Here is an 18,668-nt window from a genome sequence, read left to right as displayed (position 1 = left end):
GCGGGGGTGGGGGTGGGGCTGTGGTTTGTTTTCCTGGTCGGCCTCCTCCGCTGTGTGGTGGCCACCCCTTCCCGCCCGCCCCGGGGGGGGGGGGGGGGGGCGGGCCGCCCCCCGCCACGTGGTGGGGGTCAGCGGTGCCAGAGGACGGCCGAGGTGGTGGTGCTGTCGAGGGTGACGTCGCCGTTCCAGGTCAGGAACGACTGCTGGGGGAGGTAGTCCTGGCCGAGGAGGAAGCCGCGCTTGATCCCGGTGACGTGCACGGTGGCGCCGGTGTCCGTGCCGACCACGACGCGGTGGGCGGTTACCTCGGCAATGTCGTCAGCCGTCGTGCCCGCGGGCAGTTCCACTGTGGTCGCCGCCGGGTCGTCGCGCTGGAGGGACCAGGTCGGGTCCACGTGGTTTGACAGATAGACGGTCTCGCCACTGACCAGGCGTACACCGAGCGAGACTCCGACCCAGGACGAACCCGCGTTGGCCGGCTGCGTGGTCTTCTTGACCACCGCGTACAGGTAGTTGCGCTGGTCGCTCACCTCAGGCGTGGTCGGTGTGGTGGCTGAGGGGGCCTCGATCTTGCCCTCGCGGAGCATCTCCTTGGCCATGATCTCGTACGTCCAGGGGTTGGCGTCCATGAGGTATTCGCGCGCCTGGTTGGCTGGCAGCGTCGGCAGGTACGACAGGAAGAACCGCATCGGGTCGTCCACGGTGTCGCACATGTTGTTGTTCGACGTACAGGTCTGCAGGAGGGCGTGGTCGTTCTCGTACCGGCCGGAGAAGTGCAGCGTCTGGTGGTCGGGGGCCTGGTAGGTGTCGCTGCCCGCGACCCGGTCGCCGTTCTGGTCTACTTCGACGCTGTAGATCCACTCGATGTCGGTCGTGCGGCCCCAGCGGGCCATCAGCGCGGGGGTGTTCGTGCCGCCGTCCTCGTTGCTCCACACCACCGAGTACGTGAGCTTCGTGTGACCCGGGGTGGTGGCCGGTGCCGCATCATGCCAGGCGATGAGCGGGGTGTCGGTGGTCGCGTTCTGGTACGGGTTGCCGAGGGCGGCGAGGTTGCGGCCATAGACGACGGGTGCGTATCGCAGTACCAGGTATTCGGGGCTTCCCGGCGCGTATGTAGAGACCCGCAGCGTGTCCACCGCGACTGAGTTGCTCGCCGCTGCGGAGCGCTCGTCGGCGAAGTGCAGGCGCAGCTGATGTACTCCGGCTTTGAGCCGGCCCAGGGCGAGTTGCCGGTGAAGGGGCTGGTCGCCGGAGACCACGAGGTCGGCGACATATCGGTTGTCGACCGAGATGGATACGACGGCCGATTCGGCGCCCGCCTTCGCCCAGTCCGTGCCCGGCGCGGACACGTTCAGGTCGATGAGCGCCTCACCGGACTTCCGGACGACGACAGGAACCCGCGTGTCCGGGTGGTTGCGGCGGACCTCGATGGGTCGCGTGTGGGTGGCGTCGGCGGGCGTGGGGGTGGGCGTGGTCTGGGCCGTGGCCGGGGTGGTCAAACCGGTCAAACCGGTCAAACCGGCCAGGACGGCGACCGTCGCGGTTAACAGCTGGACAACTCGCATCAGGGGGTTCCTCCACTGCATGGACTGCGCCATGGGCGGGATGAATCGCGCCCCTGAGCAGGTCCGATCAGATGCCAGATCTAGTGATCGAAACTAACCGGCCGGACAACGCCGGGAAAGCGGTCGTTGAAGAAGGGGACAATCTAGTAAGCCCTGTCAACTGCCGCATGTGGTCGATCGGCTGGTGTTCGGCTGGGGCCCGGCGTGCTCAGGGGTAAAACGGGCTGATAAGAATGCGACATGACCGGAGACACGACTGTGAGCGGCATTTCGATCGGGATTCTGGGCGGGACCGGAGACCAGGGAAAGGGGCTGGCGCGGCGGTTCGCGCTGGCTGGGCACCCGGTGCTGATCGGGTCACGGAGCGCGGGGCGGGCCCAGGAGGCGGCCGAGTCCATCGGCTCCGGCGCCCGGGGAGCAGAGAACGCGGTGGTCGCCACCGAGGCCGATCTGGTGATCGTGGCGGTGCCGTACGACGGGCACAAGGCGTTGCTGGAGTCGCTGCGTACCGAGTTGGCCGGGAAGATCGTGGTCGACTGCGTCAATCCGCTGGGCTTCGACAAGCAGGGCGCCTACGCGCTGCCCGTCGAAGAGGGGAGCGCCGCCCAGCAGGCCGCTGCGGTGCTGCCGGACAGCCGGGTGGTCGCGGCCTTCCACCACGTGTCGGCGGTGGTGCTGATGGATCCGGCCGTGGACAAGGTCGATCTGGACGTGCTGGTCCTCGGTGACGACCGTGAGGCGACCGACACGGTGCAGGCGCTCGCGTCGGTCATTCCCGGCGTGCGCGGCGTCTACGGCGGACGGCTCCGCAACGCCTTCCAGGTCGAGGCCCTGACGGCGAACCTGATCTCCATCAACCGCCGCTACAAGGCCCACGCCGGAGTACGCGTCACCGACGTCTGACCGTCAACGGAACCAGACCGCTGACCGTCAAAGGAGCCAGCCCGCGTCCTCGGCGATGCGGATGGCGTCGATCTTGTTGCGGGCGCCCGTCTTCGTGATCGCTCCCGTGAGGTGATTGCGCACCGTCCCCGCCGACAGGTGGAGGCGGGCGGCGATCTCCTCCGCCGACGCGCCACGGGCGGCCTCGCGCAGCACGGTGGTCTCTCGTGGGGTGAGGGGGCTCTCGCCGTACTCCATCGCCGAGGCCACCAGCTCCGCGTCCAGCACCCGGAGTCCGGCGGCGGTGCGCCTGATGGCGTCGGCGAGGCGGTGGCCGGGGGCGTCCTTGATCAGGAACGCCTCGATGCCCGCCCCGAGCGCGCGGCGCACCTGGCCAGGCTGGCCCATCGCCGTGAGCACCAGGATGCGGCACGACGGGAGCCGTCCGCGTAGCTCGGCGGCGGCGGTGATGCCGTCGATCACCGGCAGGTCGATGTCCACGATCGCCACGTCGGGCCGGGTCTTCAGGGCGGCGGGTACGATCTCGTCGCCCCGGGTCACCTCCGCGGCGACCTCGATGTCCGATTCCAGGCGGAGCAGGGCCGTCAGGGCGGCTCTGATCATGTGCATGTCCTCGGCCAGCAGCACCCGGATCACGCGGGCACCTCCATGGTCAGGCGGAATCCGCCGGTGCCCGTCGCGGCGGCGCCCGCCGTCCCACCCGCCTGGGCGGCCCGCTCCGCCAGCCCCGTCAACCCCCCGCCGGAACCATGACCATCGTGATCGGCGCCGTCGTTGACCACTTCGAGCCGCAGCCGGTCCTCCGTCAGGGACGTGCTGATCGTGCAGGTGGTGGCGCGGCTGTGGCGCAGGACGTTGGTGACCGCCTCCCGCACGCCCCACGCCAGCGCCGCCTCCGAGCGTGCCGGCAGCGTGGCGTCCACCAGATGCACCTGGCACCCGACTCCCGACGACTCCAGCAGCGCCACCGCCCGATCCACCTCGCTCGCCAGCGACAGCTCCCGATACCCCCGCGCCACCTGCCGTACATCCTGCGCCGCCTCCCTGGCCACCTGCACCAGCTCGCCCACCTCGCCGCGCGCCGCGGTGGGGTCGCGGTCCATCAGGCGGGCGGCCAGGTCGCCCTTGAGGGCGATCGCCGTCAGGCTGCGGCCGAGCCCGTCGTGCAGGTCGCGGGAGATGCGCAGACGTTCCTTGAGTACGGCGGCCTCGGCGAGCTCCGCCCTGGCGGATTCGAGGTCGGCGGTCACGCGGACGAACCGGACCATGGCGTAGATCATCGCGCCGGTGGTGGATACGGAGAGGCCGTAGAAGAGAGCTAGGACCGGGTTGGCGGACCAGGCGAAGATCGAGCCGCCGTCCCACAGCGCCATCGCGCCGACCAGCGGACCGCTCCAGCGCAGCGGCAGGAAGACCAGCAGGGTCCCGGCCAGCATCGGTGCCGAAACGGCCGACCAGCCGGACGGCAGCAGATAGTCGGGCACGTACGTGGCGGCCGCCTGCAGCACCAGCGTGAGCGGGAAGAGAGGTGGCCGCTCGCCCCGTAACCCCGCCCGCATGTTCAGGTAATGGGTCACGACGACGCCGAGCACGGCCGCGCTCGCCACGAACCCGTTGCGCGGGCCGCTGGTGAAGTAGATGAGCCCGATGAACGAGTACGCGACTGATACGGCTGTGATCAGGACGCGGGCGAGCCGCTGCGCGGAGGACGAGTTCATGACCGGCTTATTATGACCGCCGGGGCTCCCAGCGGAACCAGAGCCGGATCGCCACGATGCCGACCACCGCCCACACGGCCAGGTTCAGGGCGGGCAGCGCCACCTCGCCCGTCCGGATGGCGTGCACCACGGCGGAGGTGGGCAGCAGGTCGAGTACGGATCCCACCCAGGCGGGCAGGACGTCGCGGATCGGCCCCATCACGCCGGTGGCGATCGCGGCCAGCAGGAAGAGGGGCATCGTGGCGGCGGCGGCCAGTTCGGTGCGCGGGATCACGGCGGTGTAGGCGACGCCGAGCGTGGCAAGGACGACCGAGCCCGCGACGACCGCCCCGGCGTACACCAGCGGGTTCGCGGGGAACGGTACATCGGCGAGCAGGCGTACCGCTACCGTGCACAGTGCGATCAGGATCATGGTCTGCGTGGCGGTACTGGCGATCTGGCCGGCGAGGATCTGCCCGTCGGTCAGGCCGGTGGCGCGCAGCCGCTTGAGCACCAGCTGGTCGCGGCGCGTGGTCAGCGCCACGGCGACGTTCATGAACGCGGTGAGCGAGAGCAGGATGGAGGTCATGCCCTGGGAGAGCTGGGTGGCGTTGGCCACCCCGTCGGCCGTCACGTGCCGCATGAGCACCGGCAGGCCGACACTCAGCCCCACGGGCGTGACCACCGAGGCGAGCAGCATGGCCCGGTCCTGCCAGAACAGCCTGGTGCCGAGCCGGTAGGTCGCGGCGTAACTCATCGGGCACTCCTGGACAGGTCGAGGAAGAGGTCTTCGAGGGTGGCGGTGCGGACCTCCAGGCCCGCCAGGCGCAGACCGCGTTCGGCCGCCCAGCTCAGCAGCGTCTGCGCTGCCAGATCGGGGTCGGCCGCCCGGCACACGGCCGTCTCGCCCTCCAAGGTGACCGGGAGCGGCAGGTCGTCCGGTGCCGTCCCCTGCGGCAGGCGGAACGCCACTCGCCCGCTCTGCGCGGCAAGCGTCTCCGCCATCCCGCCGGACGCGATGATCTCGCCACCGTCCATGATCGCCATCGAGGCGGCCAGCCGCTGCGCCTCGTCCAGGTAGTGGGTGGTCAGCAGGACCGTGGTGCCCTGCCCGGCCAGGTCGCGGATGACCTCCCAGGTGTTGCGGCGCGCCTCGGGATCCATCCCGGTGGTCGGCTCGTCCAGGAACAGGACCTCGGGACGGCCCAGCAGAGCCAGCGCCAGGTCGAGCCGCCGCTTCTCGCCACCGGAGAGCTGGCGCACCCGGGTGCCCGCCTTCGGCAGCAGGCCCGCCAGCTCCAGCGCCTCGTCGCGGGGCCTCGGCGCGGCGGTGAAGTCACGCCAGGTGTCGACGGTCTGCGCGACGGTCAGATCCGGGAAGAACCCGGCCTCCTGCAGCATGATGCCGGTGCGCCGCCTGACGGCCGCCCGGTCCTGCGCGGGGTCGAGGCCGAGCACCCGGCAGCTGCCCCCGTCCGGCTGCTGGAACCCGGCCAGCAGTTCGATCGCCGTGGTCTTGCCCGCGCCGTTGCGGCCCAGGAGGGCGAAGATCTCCCCCTCGGCCACCTCGAACGAGATGCCGTTGACCGCCGTGAAGTCCCCGTAGCGCTTCCTGACCTCTTCCACGTGAATTGCTGTCATGTGTACGACTATTTCGGGAGGTGAGGTTCGGCGCCCGTGAAGAATTCACGACTTCCGCGAGAGCTTCAGCAGCGCGTCGGTCACCCCCTCGGGATCGACGACCTGCTGCAGGTGCTCGCCGGGCGTCCGCAGCACGGGCCAGCCGCGCCCGTGCGCCTCCTCGGCCACCTTGTCGTAGGGCGGGCCGTACCAGAGGCAGGCGCACCTGACCGCGTCCCATCCGGCGGGGACGGGAATGGGCTCGGTGTAGTAGTCGAGCGGCAGGCGCGGCTGCTCCTCGACCACTGTGGCGCGCACCCCCAGGTCGGGCAGCATGGCGGCCACGTCGTCGTCGCTCCACCAGTCGGTCCAGCGCGGCAGCACGCCGTCGTCGTCGGCCAGCTCGCGCAGGAACGGCAGGAACGCCTCCTGCGCCGCCCGCACCAGCCCGTCACGGGGCGGGATGTGCGCGTCGGCGAACACGCACGACACCACCCGCTCGCCCAGCCCTTCCTTGATCACCGGCAGGAAGAGCCCCGCGTTGCTGTGCGGGACCAGCACGAGCGGTGTCTCGGGCGCGGCCGCGCGCACCGCCTCCACCACCTTCGGCCAGTACGGCGAGCCGTGCCGCGCCACGCCGGTCAGGTCGGGCACCACGGCGGCATAGCCCCTGCGCCCCAGGGCCTCGGCCACCGGCGTCCACGTCGAAGGCCCCACTGACGGGCTGTGCACGAGTACGAACGTCACGTTCATGCCCCTACTTTCGCGCACACGGTGATCCGACCACGCCATTGTCAGCTGTCGGCGGACTCCATCGAGCCGGACTCAACCAAGCAGGGCTCAGACGATGAGCGTGTGGCGGGCGGCGGGCTCGTGGGCGCCGTCATACGAGCGCCACGCTCGCGCCAGACCTGCGACCGCCCGCGACAGCTCCTCCTCGGGGAACAGGAAGTGCAGCCGCGTGTACTCGGCATGCCCGCCGAGCGGGTCGAACGAGCGCCCCGGCGGCACCGCCACCCCATGCCTGAGCGCCACCTGCGCGAACGAGTCGGCCTCGCCGCGCGGCAGCCGTACCCAGATCGTCTGGCCGCCGCGCGCGGGCTCGAACTCCCACGAGGGCAGGTGTTCGCGCAGCTCGGCGCAGAGGTGGTCGTGGCGCGCCCGCAGTGTCCGTACGCGTGCCCGCCTGATCTCCGCCAGCCGCCCCATGAGTGTGGCGGCGGCGAGCTGGCCGAGGACCTCGCCCCCCAGATCGTGTACGGCCCGCAGCCGGGCCAACCGCGAGACCAGCGGCGCGGACCCCCGGATCCAGCCCACCCGCAGCCCGCCCCAGACCAGCTTGCTCAGCGAGGCGATCGTGATCACCTGCTCGCCGGACCCGTACGCGGCCAGCGGCGGCGGGATCTCGCCGGAGAAGCAGAGCTCCGCGCAGACCTCGTCGTCGATCACCGGCACGTCGTAGTCGGCGGCCAGCCCGGCCAGGCGTCTCCGGTCGGCCGATTCCATGATCGAGCCGGCCGGGTTGCTGGCGGTCGGCACGGCGTACACCAGGGCGGGCCGTTCGCGCATCGCCTCGGCGGAGACCGGGGCCAGCGTCACCGGGCGGACGGCCGCGGCGGCGTGCCTGAACACCTCCAGCGCGCCCGGGTACGTCGGCGACCCGGTCAGCACGGTGTCGCCCGGCGAGACCAGCAGGCCCGCCAGCAGCGTCAGTGCCTGCTGCGCGCCGTTCGTGACCAGAATCTCCCCGGCGGTGGTGGGCACGCCGCGTTCGCGGTAGTAGGCGGCGACGGCCTCGCGCAGGGCGGGGTTCCCGGCGGGCTGGTAACCCAGGTCGCGTACGCCGGCGAGGCGGCCGGCCGCCTCCTGGTACGCCTCGATCAGCTCGGGTGGCGGGTCGTCGGGGGCGGCGCAGGTCAGCAGCTGTACGCCGTCCGGGGGATGGAGGATGTGCAGGAGCAGCGGATTGGCGACGACGCTGTCCGTGGCGCGGGTCGAGGGCAGGTCGCAGGCTGCGACGCGGGTGCCGCTGCCCTGGCGGCGCACCACGCGGCCCTCCTGCTGGAGCAGGTCGTAGGCGGCCACGACGGTGCCCCGGCCGACCGCCAGCCGCCTGGCCAGCACCCGGTCGGGCGGCAGTTGCTCGCCGGGCGGCAGTACGCCGTCGTCGATGAGCGCCCGCAGGCGGCCGGTGAGCAGCAGGTAGAGGGGCCCGCGCCCGGACGCCCAGCGGCCCAGCAGGTCGACGAGGTCATCAAGATTGGCCCCATTCATGGACCAATTCTCTATCATTGGATCTGACAAAAAGCCACATCTTGGGACATTCTCGCTGTATGAGCGAACTGCACCCCGAGACCCGAGCCGTGCATCTGCCCCAGCCACCCATCGAGGCCAGCCGTCCGATCACGATGCCCATCTACCAGACCTCCGGCTTCGTCTTCGACGACCCCGAGGTGATGGCCGACGCGATGGGCCGCCCCGACGGCCCGTTCGTGTACGGGCGCTACAGCAACCCCACCGTCCGAGCGCTGGAGCTGGCCGTATCCGGCCTGGAGGGCGGAGCCGCCGCCCTGGCCACCGGCTCCGGCATGGGCGCGATCAACACCGTACTGCTGGGCCTGCTCAAGCCGGGCGACCACCTGATCGCCCAGAAGGCCCTGTACGGCGGGACGGCCGGGATGATCAACGACCTGGTCGCGAGGTTCGGCATCGAGGTCACCTACGTGCCCGAGGACGACCCCGCCGCCCTGCGCGCCGCCGTGCGCCCCGAGACCAGGCTCGTCTACCTCGAGACCATCGCCAACCCGATCGCCCAGGTCGCCGACCTGCCCGGGATGTGCGCCGTCGCCAGGGAGTTCGGCATCGTGTCCGTCGTGGACAACACCTTCGCCTCGCCCATGCTGTGCCGTCCCCTCGAACACGGCGCCGATGTCGTCGTCCACTCCACGACCAAGTACCTGTCCGGGCACACGGACGTGGTGGGCGGCCTCGCGGTGTTCGCCGCCGAGGAGTTGTACAAGAAGGTGTGGCACTTCGCCACCAAGCTGGGCGCCTCGGCGGACCCGTTCGCCGCGTGGCTGACGCTGCGCGGGATCCAGACGCTGGCGCTGCGCATGGAACGCCACTGCGCCAACACCCGCCTGCTCGCCACCCGGCTCGCCGAGCATCCGGCGGTCGCCGCCGTGCACTGGCCGGGACTTCCGTCGCACCCGTCGTACGAACTGGCGGCCAAGCTCCTGCCCGACTTCGGCGGCGTGTTCGCCTTCGACCTCGTCGGCGGCCTCGCCGCGGGGGAGAAGTTCATGAGCTCGATCAAGCTGGCGCTGCTGGCTCCCTCACTGGGCGGTGTCGAGACGCTGGTCATGCACCCGGCGACCACGTCGCACCGCGGGCTCAGCGCCGAGGAGCTGGCCAGGCACGGGGTCGGCGAGGGCACGGTACGCATCGCCGTGGGCATCGAGCACCCCGAGGATCTGTGGGCGGACATCTCTCAGGCGTTGACATAGCGCTTAGGAACGTTAGGAATAGGGACTTAGGAAAATTCCTAAATGCTTCGGAGGGGGATCTCGATGACGGTGACGTACGAGGACGTGACGAGCGCGGCCGAGCGGATCGGCGGGCATGTGCTGCGTACACCGGTGCTGGAGATCTCTCCCGGGCTGTTGTTCAAGCTGGAGCAGCTGCAGCACTCGGGCTCGTTCAAGGTGCGGGGGGGCGTTCAACCGCATCCTGTCGGCCGGTGAGCTGCCGTCGAGCGGGGTGATCGCGGCCAGCGGCGGCAACCACGGGCTCGCCGTCGCCTACGCCGCCAGGGCGCTGGGCGTCCGGGCGGAGATCTTCGTGCCGGAGGTGACCAGCCCGGTGAAGGTGGCCGGGCTGCGGCGGCTGGGCGCGGAGATCAACCAGGTCGGGGCCATCTACTCGGAGGCCGCGGAGGCGGCGGCCAAGCGGGCGGCGGAGACCGGGGCGCTCGCGGTGCACGCCTACGACCAGCCGGAGGTCGTGGCGGGGCAGGGGACCACGGGCCTGGAGCTGATGGCGCAGACAGGCGGGGTGGACACGGTGGTGGTGGCCGTAGGAGGCGGCGGATTCGCCGCGGGCATCACGGTCGGTGTCGGCGCTCTCGACGCGGAGGGGAGTGGCGGACGGTCAGCGGGTGCCTCTGGTGGGAGCGGGCCGCGGATCGTCGCCGTCGAGCCGGTGCTGTGCCCGACCCTGCACGAGGCGCTCCGGGCGGGCCGTCCGGTGCCGGTGCAGGTGAGCGGTGTGGGGGCGGACGCGCTGGGCGCGAGCCGGCTCGGCGGCGTGGCCTACGACGTCCTCTCCCGGGCGGACGTCCAGAGCGTGCTCGTGTCCGACGACGCGATCGTGGCCGCCCGCCGCACCCTCTGGGAGGAGCACCGGGTGGCCACCGAACACGCGGGAGCGGCCGCGTACGCCGCGCTGCTGTCCGGGGCGTACGTGCCCGCCGACGGCGAGCGGGTCGCGGTGGTGGTGTGCGGCTCGAACACCGACCCCGCCACGCTGGTCTGACGCCGCCGTCCCGCCACGCTGGTCTGACGCCGCCGTTCAGACGCCCCGCACACCGGCCGGCCCCGCCGGTCCGGGCGCCCGGTGCGACGGGATGTCCCGCCCGCGACGCCCGTCAGGATCCGGTCACTCGTACGAGTGGCCGGTCTCCGGGAAGGCGCCCGAGGTCACGTCGGCCGCGAAGGCGCGCACGGCGCGGTCCATCTCCTCGGCCAGCCCCGAGTACTGCTTGACGAACTTGGCCGGGCGCGGGGTGAGCCCCATGAGGTCCTGCCACACCAGCACCTGGGCGTCCGTGGCCGGTCCCGCGCCGATGCCGATCGTCGGGATGGCGAGCGAGGCGGTGACCCGTTCGGCCAGCTCGGCGGGCACGCATTCGAGCACCACCGAGAAGGCGCCCGCCCGTTCGAGGTCCTTGGCGTCCGACATGAGCTCGTCACCCGACTGGCCGCGGCCCTGGACGCGGTAGCCGCCGAGGACGTTGACCGACTGCGGGGTGAGGCCGAGGTGCCCCATGACCGGGATGCCCGCCGAGACCAGCAGTTCGACCTGCGGCAGGACGCGCCGGCCGCCTTCCAGCTTGACCGCGTGCGCGCCGGCCTCCTTCATGAAGCGCGCCGCCGTCTCCAGCGCCTGCTGGGCCGAGCCTTGGTAGGAGCCGAACGGCAGGTCGGCGACCACGAGGGCGCGTGCGGAGCCGCGGACGACGGCGGCCGTCAGCGGCAGCAGGTCGTCGACCGTGACGGGCAGCGTGGAGTCGTAGCCGTAGACGACCATGGCCGCCGAGTCGCCGACCAGCAGGACCGGGATGCCCGCCTGGTCGAACACCCTGGCCGTCATCGCGTCGTAGGAGGTGACCATGGGCCACCTCTCTCCGCGCTCCTTGGCCGCGATGAGGTCGCGGACGGTGACCCGGCGGCCGGTGGCGCCGCCGTACAGCGTGTTGGAGCCGTTCAGTGCGATGGAAGAGGACATGACAACCCTCCGGTGAAGTCTCGAGGCGCCCCTGTGGCGTACCCGGACCCTTCCGATGATGGCACGAGGCCGACGGCGTACGGCGATAACCAGTGGCGGAATTGTCGGTGCCGCTTGCCACAATGGACCCGGAGGTAAGCAATCAACATGGCTCTCGACCCTTACAAGCGGCTGTTCCGGCTGCCCGGCGTGCGGACGTTACTCCTGGTGGGCCTGATCGCCCGCATCCCCACCACCGCGACGGGCATGGCGTTGACGCTCTATGTCGTCAACGGCCTGGGGCTCGGCTTCGGGCAGGCGGGGCTGGTCACCATGGCCAGCACGGTCGGCATGGCCGTCGGGTCGCCGCTGACGGGCAGGCTCGTCGACAAGTACGGTCTGCGGCCGATCCTCACCGTCACCACCGTCGCGCAGGCGGCGTTCTGGGCGGGCGCGTGGGCGCTGCCGTATGCGGCGCTGGTCGTGGCGGCGGCGGTGGCGGGGCTGCTGGGGCAGCCGGTGTTCAGCGTGATCAGGCAGTGCCTGGCGGCCATGGTGCCGGTCGAGCACCGCAGGGCCGGCTTCTCGCTCGACTCGATGCTGGTCGAGCTCGCCTACATGGTCGGCCCCGCGCTGGCCGTGGCCGGGATGACCACCCTCGGCAGCGGGCCGACGCTGGCGACCATCGCGGTCGGGCTGACCGGCTCGGGCGTGGCGCTGATCGCGCTCAACCCGCCGACCCGGTCGGCCGAGGAGCTGAAGGCGCCCCCGATGAGGGTGCCCCGGCGGCAGTGGCTCACGCCCGCCTTCGTCGCGCTGCTGGGCACGGTGGCCGCGGCCACGTTCGTGCTCACCGCGACCGAGCTCGCCCTGGTCGGCACCATGAAGCATGCCGGGCAGACCCCGTGGATCGGGCTCGCGGTCGCCATCTGGTGCCTTTACTCGCTCGTCGGCGGCTTCGTGTACGGTGGGCTGTCGCGCGGCGTCTCGCCCCTGGCCCTCATCGCGGGCATGGGCCTGCTGACCGTTCTGGCCTCGCTGGCCGGTGGCGACTGGTGGTGGCTCATGCTGGCCCTGCTGCCCGCCGGTGTGCTCTGCGCCCCCTCGCTGTCCTCCACGGTCGACACCGTCAGCCGCTGGGTGCCCGCGGGCGCCAGGGGAGAGGCGATGGGCTTCCACGGCACCGCCCTGCTGATCGGCGGGGCGCTCTCCGCGCCGGTCGCCGGGGCGATCATCGACGCGCACGGCCCGGCCTGGGCGTTCGTGGTGGCCGGGCTCACGGGGGTGGCGATGGTGCTGGTCGCGCTGCCGTTCTGGCGGCGGCGACGGCCCCAGCCGGTCGAGGTGCCGGCCGAGGTCACGGAGCAAGTCGTCGCCACGAGTTAACCCTTACGAAACGAGTCCGTTGCGTATCGGAATAAGTTTGCGATACGGTAGCGTTGCGAAACTCAAGCGTATCGAAATTAAGGTGCTTTCCATGGATGCGAACACAGGACATCCACGCCGCTGGCCCATCCTCGGCGTGCTGGTGTTCAGCCTGCTGGCGGTCGTGCTCGACAACACGATCCTCAACGTGGCGATGAAGACCATCGCGGACCCCACTGTCGGTCTGGGCGCGACCCAGAGCGAGCTGGAGTGGGCGATCAACTCCTACACGCTGGTGTTCGCCGGGTTGCTGTTCACCTTCGGGGTGATCGGTGACCGCACCGGACGCAAGCGGATGCTGTTCATCGGCATGTTGATGTTCGGCCTGGCCTCGCTGGCCAGTGCCTACGCGCAGGATCCGATGCAGCTGATCATGGCCCGAGCGGCGATGGGCATCGGCGGCGCGGCCATCATGCCGGCGACCCTGGCCATCATCTCCAACGTCTTCCCGCCGAGTGAGCGCGGCAAGGCCATTGGCGTCTGGGCTGGTGGTGTCGGCTTGGCGGTGGCGATCGGCCCGATCACCGGCGGCGTGCTGATCGAGCACTTCTGGTGGGGCTCGGTCTTCCTGGTCAACGTGCCGATCGTGATCATCAGCATGATCCTCATCGGCACGGTCGTGCCGGAGTCGCGTGACCCCAAGCCGTCGAAGCTCGACCCGATCGGCGTGGTGCTGTCCATCATCGGCCTGGTCGCCATCGTCTACGGCATCATCCGCGGCGGCGAGCTGGCCACCGTGGCCTCCGCCGAGGTGCTCACCCCGACGCTGATCGGTGTGGCGGTGCTGGCGGCGTTCGTCTGGTGGGAGCGGCGTACCGACCACCCCGCCTTCGACGTGCGTAACTTCGGCAACGTCCGCTTCTCCTCCGCCATCGGCATGATGGGCATCGTCTTCTTCGCGATGATGGGCGGGATGTTCTTCCTGACCTTCTACATGCAGATCGTGCTGGGCTTCACCCCGGTGCAGGCGGGCGCGCTGATGATCCCGTTCGCCGCGGCGCAGCTCATCTTCGCGCCGCTCAGCCAGCGGGTTAACCAGCGCTTCGGCGCCAAGCTCTCCTCCGTGGTCAGCATGCTGGTGGTCACCGCGGCACTCACCAGCTACGCGTTCCTGGACCAGAGCACGCCGATCGTGATCATCGAGATCATCTTCTTCGTGCAGGGCGCCGCGATGGCCAACATCATGCCCCCGGCGACCACCGCCATCATGGAGGCGCTGCCCAGGGAGAAGGCCGGTGTCGGCTCGGCCATGAGCAACACCGTCCGGCAGATCTCCGGCGCGCTCGGCGTGGCCGTGCTCGGCTCGGTGCTGTCCTCCAGCTACCGGGGCGAGATCGCGCCCGCCCTGTCCGGCCTCGGCCTGCCGGCCGACGCCCAGCACGCCGCCGGCGAGTCGATCATGGCGACGGTCGGCGCCGCGCACGCGCTCGGCCAGCACGGGCAGGCGCTGATCCAGCCCGCCTTCAACGCCTTCCTCCATGGCATGCACATCACGGCCCTGGTCTCCGCGGTCATCGCGCTGCTGGGCGTGCTGGTAGTACTGAAGTGGATGCCGGGCAAGGCACGCCCGGTTCAGCAGGTGGAAAAGAAGGAACCAGCGGTAGTGTGAGGCCGCGATGACGATCCAGGAATCCACGACGGCCCGTCCGGCGGGCCGTCCGCGCAGTGAGAAGGCCGAGAAGGCGATCATCGAGGCGACACTCGACCTGATCGCCGAAGGCATGGGCGTGTCGGAGCTGTCCATCGAGGCGATCGCGTCGAGGGCGGGCGTCGGCAAGACGACCATCTACCGGCGCTGGTCCAACAAGGAAGACCTGGTGGTCGACGCGCTCGCCACGCTCAAGGCGCCGCTGCCGCCGCTGCTCGGAGAGTCGGTGCGCGACGACCTGATAGTCCTGCTGGACGTGATGCGCAAGGAGTCGGGCCAGGCCCGAGGCCGGTGTGTGATGAACGTCGCGATGAGCGAGGCGGATCGTTACCCGCGGCTGATGGAGCGCTTCATGAAGCGCGCCGTCGAGCCGCGCAAGCTGGCCATGCGGGTCACGCTGGAGCGGGGCGTAGCCTCGGGCGAGCTGAGGCCGGACCTCGACGTCGATCTCGCCATGGCGATGCTGTCCGGGACCATGATGCACAACACCAAGTGGGCGCCCGCCGGCGACCTGCCCGCCGACCTGGCCGAGCGGATCGTCGACGCGGTCATGGCGGGGATAGGGCCGCAGGGCTGAGACAGCGGCCTTTGGGTTGAGATTCGGACGGCCGGGAGATTCTCCCGGCCGTTTTGGTAGGCATGGCGGGGTTCGTCGGCATTTCGTACGAGAAGAGCCCGGTCACAATGCTCCCAGTCCGCGCATGGCGATCTCGACGGCCCGTCTGCCCGCCTTCAAGTACTCCTCCTCCGAATGGCCGTGCAGCTCCCCGCAGGTGCGCGTCGCCGCCTGGACGGCGCCCAGCAGGGCGCCGAGCGCGGCCGCCGCGCTGATCGGGTCCAGCTCGTCCGGAAAGGCCTTCACGAACGCGCCCGCGATCTTGCTCTGCAGGTCGAACAGCACATGCAGGGCCTTCGCCTGTACGGCCGGGACGCTCATGATCAGGTTTCCGTAGACCTCCATCCGCTCCCGGTCGCCGGCCAGCGGGCCGTCGGCGAGATAGCGGGCGATGACCCGGTCGTAGGTCCGCAGCAGCAGCTCCGGCACTCCTTCATCCGGTGCCCGCTCGGCGAGGACCTCCAGCGCCGTCTCGTAGTAGTGCTCGGCATCGGAGAACAGCACGTCCTCCTTGCTCGGGAAGTAGTTGAAGAACGTCTTCGTGGCCACATCCGCTTCGGAGGTGATCTGCGCGACGGTGGTCCGCTCGTAGCCCTGCTCGCTGAACAGCCGGTACGCGGTGCTGACGAGCAGCTGCTTGGTCTGGCGCTTCTTGCGCTCGCGCCGTGTCTCCTCCACGAGGACGAGCTTACATCACGACTGTTTTTACATCAGTTGTATTTTTACTCTTAGTGGTGTTAGGTGAAGTCGCGTCACCTCCAGACCAGAGAGGACTGAGATGTCTGCACTCCCGAGCCCCATTCCGAGCCCCATTCCGATTCCGATGACGCGTCGCCCAGGCTGTCCCTTCGACCCGCCCGAGGAGCTCGGGCACCTGCGCGCCGAACGTCCCGTGGCTCCGATGGCCTACCCCGACGGCCATATCGGCTGGCTGGTGACCAGGCACGACCTGGTCCGCGCGGTCCTGGCCGACAAGCGATTCAGTCACCGGGCCGAGCTCGCCCACAGCCCGTTCCCCGGGGCGACTCTCAGCGCGAAGCCCCGGCCCGCGCCGCCCGGAGGATTCCCCTCGATGGATCCGCCCGAGCACACCCGCTACCGTCAGTTGCTCACCGGCCAGTTCACCGTCCGCCGGATGCGCCAGCTCGCGGGCCGGATCGAGCAGATCACCGCCGAACACCTGGACGCGATGGAGCGGCATGGCCCGCCGGTGGACCTGGTGGAGGCGTTCGCGCTGCCGCTCCCGGCTCTGATGATCTGCGAACTGCTGGGCGTTCCGACCGCCGATCGGGCCGATTTCCAGCACCACATGGCCGTGCTCGGGGGCATGGACGTGCCGCCGGAGGACAAGGTCGCCGCCTTCACCGCGGTGCAGGGGTACATGCGCGACCTGGCGGTGGCCAAGCGCGCCCAGCCCACCGACGACCTGTTCAGCGGTCTGGCCAACGACAGCGACCTGACCGACGAGGAGCTGTCCGTCATCGGCGGCATCCTCATGGGTGCCGGTTTCGACACCACCGCGAACATGCTCGCCCTGAGCGCCTTCGCCCTGATGAGCCACCCCGGTCAGCTCGCGCTCCTGCGCGCCGACGCCGGCAAGGCCGTCGAGGAGCTGCTGCGCCACCTGAGCATCGTCCCCGGACTGAACCGGGCCGCATTGGAGGACGTCGAGCTCGGCGGGCAGCTGATCAAGGCCGGTCAGACCGTCACCGTGTCGATCCCGGCGGCCAACCACGACCCGCATCAGTTCGCCGACCCCGACGTGCTCGACCTGGGCAGCCCGGCCACCGGGCACGTGGCCTTCGGCCATGGCATCCACCAGTGCCTGGGCCAGCAGCTGGCCCGCGTCGAGCTGCAGGTCGGCCTGCCCGCGCTGTTCGAGCGGTTCCCGACGCTGCGCCTGGACGTGCCGGCCGAGGAGGTGCCGCTGCGCACCGACATGATGATCTACGGCGTGCACCGGCTCCCGGTCACCTGGGACGTGGTGTGATGCACATCGACGTGGACCGGGAACGCTGCTGCGGCGCGGGCATGTGCGTGCTCAGCGCTCCTGAAGTGTTCGACCAGCATCCCGACGACGGCGTAGTGGTCCTGCTGGACCCCGCGCCGCCGCCCGAACACCACGCGGCCGTCCGAGAGGCCGCGCTGCTGTGCCCCGCCACGGCCATCGCCTTGACGGAGGAGCCGTGAGCGGTGTTCTCATCGTCGGCGCCTCGGCCGGGGGACTGACCGTGGCGGAGGTGTTGCGCGCCAAGGGGTACACCGGGCGGATCCGGCTGGTCGGGGAGGAGTCACATCCGCCGTATGACCGGCCACCGCTGTCGAAGGAGGTGCTGGCCGGAGCCTGGCCCGCCGAACGCGCCTTCCTGCGCGACCCCGCCCGGCTCGACGCGCTCGGCGCCGAGTTCATCCTCGGCCGTCGTGCCGAACGGCTCGACACCGCCGCCCGTACGGTGGATCTCGACGACGGACGGACGCTGTCCTACGACACGCTGGTCATCGCCACCGGGCTGAGCCCGCGCCGGCCGCCGTTCCTGCGCGACCTTGCCGGGGTGCACGCGCTGCGCACTCAGGACCTCGCCGTCCAGCACACGTTACGTACCCAGGACCTCGCCGGCGTGCATACGTTGCGCACTCTCGACGACGCCCTGGCCGTGCGCGAGGGGCTGCGCGGGGCACGGCGAGTCGCGGTCATCGGCGCGGGCGTACTCGGCTGCGAGATCGCCGCCACCGCCCGCACCCTGGGCGCCGAGGTCACGCTCATCGACCCCTTGCCCACCGTCATGGGCCGCCAGCTCGGCGATGAACTCGGCAGTCTGGTGGGGGCACTCCACGAAAGCCACGGAGTTCGGGTACGCACCGGCGTGGGTGTCGCGGGCCTGACGGGCGCGGCTGCCGGGCACACTGCCGGGGATGGTCCGGGCAAGGACGGCCCGGGTGCGGATAGCCCGAGCGGGGGTGGTCCGAGCGGGGGTGGTCCGAGCGGGGATGGTCCGAGCGGGGATGGTCCGAGCGGGGATGGCCTGGGCGGGGAGGGCTCGGGCGGTGGGGATGGTCTGGCCGGGCGGGTCGGTGCGGTCGGGTTGACCAGCGGCGAGAGTGTCCCCGCCGACCTGGTGGTGATCGCCGTCGGGTCCGTCCCGGCCACCGGCTGGCTGGCCGGAAGCGGCCTGTCCCTCACCGACGGCGTCGAGTGCGACTCCCACTGCCGAGCCGCACCGGCCGTTTACGCCGTCGGCGACGTGGCCCGCTGGCACCACGAGCTCCTGGGGACCAGCGTCCGCCTGGAGAACCGCACCAACGCCACCCAGCAGGCCATGGCCGTGGCCGCCGACATCATGGGCGACGGCGCGCCGTACACCCCGATCCCGTACTTCTGGACCGACCAGTACGACGTCAAGCTCCAGATCCATGGCCACATCCCACCCGGCGCCCGCCTGCGCCCGCTCGACGGCGAGCCGGGCGGCGGACGGTTCGCCGCCCTGGCCGAAGTGGACGGCGTCCCCACCGCGGCGATCGGCTGGAACCATCCCCGCGGCGTCAGGCTCGCCCGCGGGCACGTCACCGACGCTCTCCGATCCATGCCAAACCTAAGGCTCACCTAATTTCTCGTGGAGACCCAGCCGCCCGTACGAACTTTCCTGGAAACGCATGGCGTCTCGCGGTTCATGGCGAGCTCAGCCAAGATGGCTGTGCCGAAAGGTCGGAGT

General features: G+C 70.6%; 19 protein-coding genes. 10 read left to right on the top strand and 9 right to left on the bottom strand.

Features of this window, described 5'->3' with window-relative positions; genetic code table 11:
* Window positions 1-128: 128 nt before the first annotated feature.
* Window positions 129-1,565 carry a hypothetical protein gene (locus tag AB0H88_RS02490; protein WP_357640262.1) on the bottom strand — a complete coding sequence of 479 codons (1,437 nt, stop codon included), beginning with the start codon at window positions 1,563-1,565 and terminating at the stop codon, window positions 129-131.
* A gap of 240 nt (window positions 1,566-1,805) precedes the next feature.
* On the opposite strand from AB0H88_RS02490, the gene npdG reads away from it, so the two are divergent.
* Window positions 1,806-2,468 (top strand): NADPH-dependent F420 reductase, encoded by a 663-nt coding sequence (gene npdG, locus AB0H88_RS02485; RefSeq protein WP_357640259.1) that lies wholly within the window; start codon window positions 1,806-1,808, stop codon window positions 2,466-2,468.
* Window positions 2,469-2,495: 27 nt separating this feature from the next.
* Here the strand turns inward: npdG and AB0H88_RS02480 are convergent, their stop codons facing one another.
* The 6 genes from AB0H88_RS02480 to AB0H88_RS02455 all read right to left on the bottom strand — a co-directional run bounded on the left by AB0H88_RS02480 (window position 2,496) and on the right by AB0H88_RS02455 (window position 8,059).
* A complete protein-coding gene (locus AB0H88_RS02480) occupies window positions 2,496-3,104 on the bottom strand; it encodes a response regulator transcription factor (protein ID WP_357640256.1) in 609 nt (202 codons plus the stop codon).
* A complete protein-coding gene (locus AB0H88_RS02475; RefSeq protein WP_357640253.1) occupies window positions 3,101-4,186 on the bottom strand; it encodes a histidine kinase in 1,086 nt (361 codons plus the stop codon). Before AB0H88_RS02475 ends, AB0H88_RS02480 begins: the two co-directional genes overlap by 4 nt.
* 10 nt (window positions 4,187-4,196) lie before the next feature.
* A complete protein-coding gene (locus AB0H88_RS02470; RefSeq protein ID WP_357640250.1) occupies window positions 4,197-4,922 on the bottom strand; it encodes an ABC transporter permease in 726 nt (241 codons plus the stop codon).
* Window positions 4,919-5,806: an ABC transporter ATP-binding protein gene (locus AB0H88_RS02465; protein ID WP_357640248.1), complete on the bottom strand. Its 888-nt coding sequence runs from the start codon at window positions 5,804-5,806 to the stop codon at window positions 4,919-4,921. Before AB0H88_RS02465 ends, AB0H88_RS02470 begins: the two co-directional genes overlap by 4 nt.
* 45 nt (window positions 5,807-5,851) lie before the next feature.
* Window positions 5,852-6,538 (bottom strand): alpha/beta hydrolase, encoded by a 687-nt coding sequence (locus AB0H88_RS02460; protein WP_357640245.1) that lies wholly within the window; start codon window positions 6,536-6,538, stop codon window positions 5,852-5,854.
* Between the two features lie 87 nt (window positions 6,539-6,625).
* Window positions 6,626-8,059: a PLP-dependent aminotransferase family protein gene (locus tag AB0H88_RS02455; RefSeq protein WP_357640242.1), complete on the bottom strand. Its 1,434-nt coding sequence runs from the start codon at window positions 8,057-8,059 to the stop codon at window positions 6,626-6,628.
* 59 nt (window positions 8,060-8,118) lie between these two features.
* On the opposite strand from AB0H88_RS02455, the gene AB0H88_RS02450 reads away from it, so the two are divergent.
* From AB0H88_RS02450 to AB0H88_RS02440, 3 genes are all read left to right on the top strand, one after another.
* On the top strand, window positions 8,119-9,291 hold the full coding sequence (locus tag AB0H88_RS02450) for an aminotransferase class I/II-fold pyridoxal phosphate-dependent enzyme (RefSeq protein ID WP_357640239.1): 1,173 nt from the start codon (window positions 8,119-8,121) through the stop codon (window positions 9,289-9,291).
* Window positions 9,292-9,354: 63 nt separating this feature from the next.
* A complete protein-coding gene (locus AB0H88_RS02445; protein ID WP_357640236.1) occupies window positions 9,355-9,528 on the top strand; it encodes a hypothetical protein in 174 nt (57 codons plus the stop codon).
* A gap of 16 nt (window positions 9,529-9,544) precedes the next feature.
* On the top strand, window positions 9,545-10,318 hold the full coding sequence (locus tag AB0H88_RS02440) for a pyridoxal-phosphate dependent enzyme (protein ID WP_357640233.1): 774 nt from the start codon (window positions 9,545-9,547) through the stop codon (window positions 10,316-10,318).
* Window positions 10,319-10,441: 123 nt separating this feature from the next.
* On the opposite strand, the gene panB is transcribed toward AB0H88_RS02440, so the two are convergent.
* On the bottom strand, window positions 10,442-11,290 hold the full coding sequence (panB, locus tag AB0H88_RS02435; RefSeq protein ID WP_357640230.1) for a 3-methyl-2-oxobutanoate hydroxymethyltransferase: 849 nt from the start codon (window positions 11,288-11,290) through the stop codon (window positions 10,442-10,444).
* 147 nt (window positions 11,291-11,437) lie between these two features.
* On the opposite strand from panB, the gene AB0H88_RS02430 reads away from it, so the two are divergent.
* The 3 genes from AB0H88_RS02430 (at window position 11,438) to AB0H88_RS02420 (ending at window position 14,919) form a co-directional block, all read left to right on the top strand.
* Entirely contained in the window at window positions 11,438-12,655 is a 1,218-nt protein-coding gene (locus AB0H88_RS02430; RefSeq protein WP_357640227.1) for an MFS transporter, read from the top strand.
* A gap of 91 nt (window positions 12,656-12,746) precedes the next feature.
* Complete coding sequence (locus tag AB0H88_RS02425) at window positions 12,747-14,303, top strand: MFS transporter (protein WP_357640224.1); 1,557 nt, start codon at window positions 12,747-12,749, stop codon at window positions 14,301-14,303.
* Between the two features lie 7 nt (window positions 14,304-14,310).
* Window positions 14,311-14,919: a TetR/AcrR family transcriptional regulator gene (locus AB0H88_RS02420; protein WP_357640221.1), complete on the top strand. Its 609-nt coding sequence runs from the start codon at window positions 14,311-14,313 to the stop codon at window positions 14,917-14,919.
* Window positions 14,920-15,021: 102 nt separating this feature from the next.
* On the opposite strand, the gene AB0H88_RS02415 is transcribed toward AB0H88_RS02420, so the two are convergent.
* Window positions 15,022-15,636 carry a TetR family transcriptional regulator gene (locus AB0H88_RS02415; protein WP_357640218.1) on the bottom strand — a complete coding sequence of 205 codons (615 nt, stop codon included), beginning with the start codon at window positions 15,634-15,636 and terminating at the stop codon, window positions 15,022-15,024.
* Window positions 15,637-15,781: 145 nt separating this feature from the next.
* Between AB0H88_RS02415 and AB0H88_RS02410 the strand changes: the two genes are divergently transcribed.
* The 3 genes from AB0H88_RS02410 to AB0H88_RS02400 are packed head-to-tail and all read left to right on the top strand — an operon-like array spanning window position 15,782 to window position 18,563.
* Window positions 15,782-16,948, top strand: a complete 1,167-nt coding sequence (locus AB0H88_RS02410) for a cytochrome P450 (RefSeq protein ID WP_357640216.1) — start codon at window positions 15,782-15,784, stop codon at window positions 16,946-16,948.
* Window positions 16,948-17,148 (top strand): ferredoxin, encoded by a 201-nt coding sequence (locus AB0H88_RS02405; protein ID WP_357640214.1) that lies wholly within the window; start codon window positions 16,948-16,950, stop codon window positions 17,146-17,148. The genes AB0H88_RS02410 and AB0H88_RS02405 overlap by 1 nt, the downstream gene beginning before the upstream one ends.
* Entirely contained in the window at window positions 17,145-18,563 is a 1,419-nt protein-coding gene (locus AB0H88_RS02400; RefSeq protein WP_357640211.1) for an FAD/NAD(P)-binding oxidoreductase, read from the top strand. The genes AB0H88_RS02405 and AB0H88_RS02400 overlap by 4 nt, the downstream gene beginning before the upstream one ends.
* Window positions 18,564-18,668 lie beyond the last annotated feature (105 nt).

Source organism: Nonomuraea sp. NPDC050680 (assembly GCF_040654555.1).
GTDB lineage: Bacteria > Actinomycetota > Actinomycetes > Streptosporangiales > Streptosporangiaceae > Nonomuraea.
This window is presented reverse-complemented; position numbering and strand designations above follow the sequence as displayed.

What these genes read in the sequence shown, in the direction of transcription:
- AB0H88_RS02470 (WP_357640250.1), bottom strand. Translation starts at nt 4,922, where the DNA reads ATGAGTTACGCCGCGACCTACCGGCTCGGCACCAGGCTGTTCTGGCAG.
- npdG (WP_357640259.1), top strand. Translation starts at nt 1,806, where the DNA reads ATGACCGGAGACACGACTGTGAGCGGCATTTCGATCGGGATTCTGGGC.
- AB0H88_RS02430 (WP_357640227.1), top strand. Translation starts at nt 11,438, where the DNA reads ATGGCTCTCGACCCTTACAAGCGGCTGTTCCGGCTGCCCGGCGTGCGG.
- AB0H88_RS02455 (WP_357640242.1), bottom strand. Translation starts at nt 8,059, where the DNA reads ATGAATGGGGCCAATCTTGATGACCTCGTCGACCTGCTGGGCCGCTGG.
- AB0H88_RS02425 (WP_357640224.1), top strand. Translation starts at nt 12,747, where the DNA reads ATGGATGCGAACACAGGACATCCACGCCGCTGGCCCATCCTCGGCGTG.
- AB0H88_RS02465 (WP_357640248.1), bottom strand. Translation starts at nt 5,806, where the DNA reads ATGACAGCAATTCACGTGGAAGAGGTCAGGAAGCGCTACGGGGACTTC.
- AB0H88_RS02405 (WP_357640214.1), top strand. Translation starts at nt 16,948, where the DNA reads ATGCACATCGACGTGGACCGGGAACGCTGCTGCGGCGCGGGCATGTGC.
- panB (WP_357640230.1), bottom strand. Translation starts at nt 11,290, where the DNA reads ATGTCCTCTTCCATCGCACTGAACGGCTCCAACACGCTGTACGGCGGC.
- AB0H88_RS02460 (WP_357640245.1), bottom strand. Translation starts at nt 6,538, where the DNA reads ATGAACGTGACGTTCGTACTCGTGCACAGCCCGTCAGTGGGGCCTTCG.
- AB0H88_RS02490 (WP_357640262.1), bottom strand. Translation starts at nt 1,565, where the DNA reads ATGCGAGTTGTCCAGCTGTTAACCGCGACGGTCGCCGTCCTGGCCGGT.
- AB0H88_RS02410 (WP_357640216.1), top strand. Translation starts at nt 15,782, where the DNA reads ATGACGCGTCGCCCAGGCTGTCCCTTCGACCCGCCCGAGGAGCTCGGG.
- AB0H88_RS02450 (WP_357640239.1), top strand. Translation starts at nt 8,119, where the DNA reads ATGAGCGAACTGCACCCCGAGACCCGAGCCGTGCATCTGCCCCAGCCA.
- AB0H88_RS02475 (WP_357640253.1), bottom strand. Translation starts at nt 4,186, where the DNA reads ATGAACTCGTCCTCCGCGCAGCGGCTCGCCCGCGTCCTGATCACAGCC.
- AB0H88_RS02445 (WP_357640236.1), top strand. Translation starts at nt 9,355, where the DNA reads ATGACGGTGACGTACGAGGACGTGACGAGCGCGGCCGAGCGGATCGGC.
- AB0H88_RS02420 (WP_357640221.1), top strand. Translation starts at nt 14,311, where the DNA reads ATGACGATCCAGGAATCCACGACGGCCCGTCCGGCGGGCCGTCCGCGC.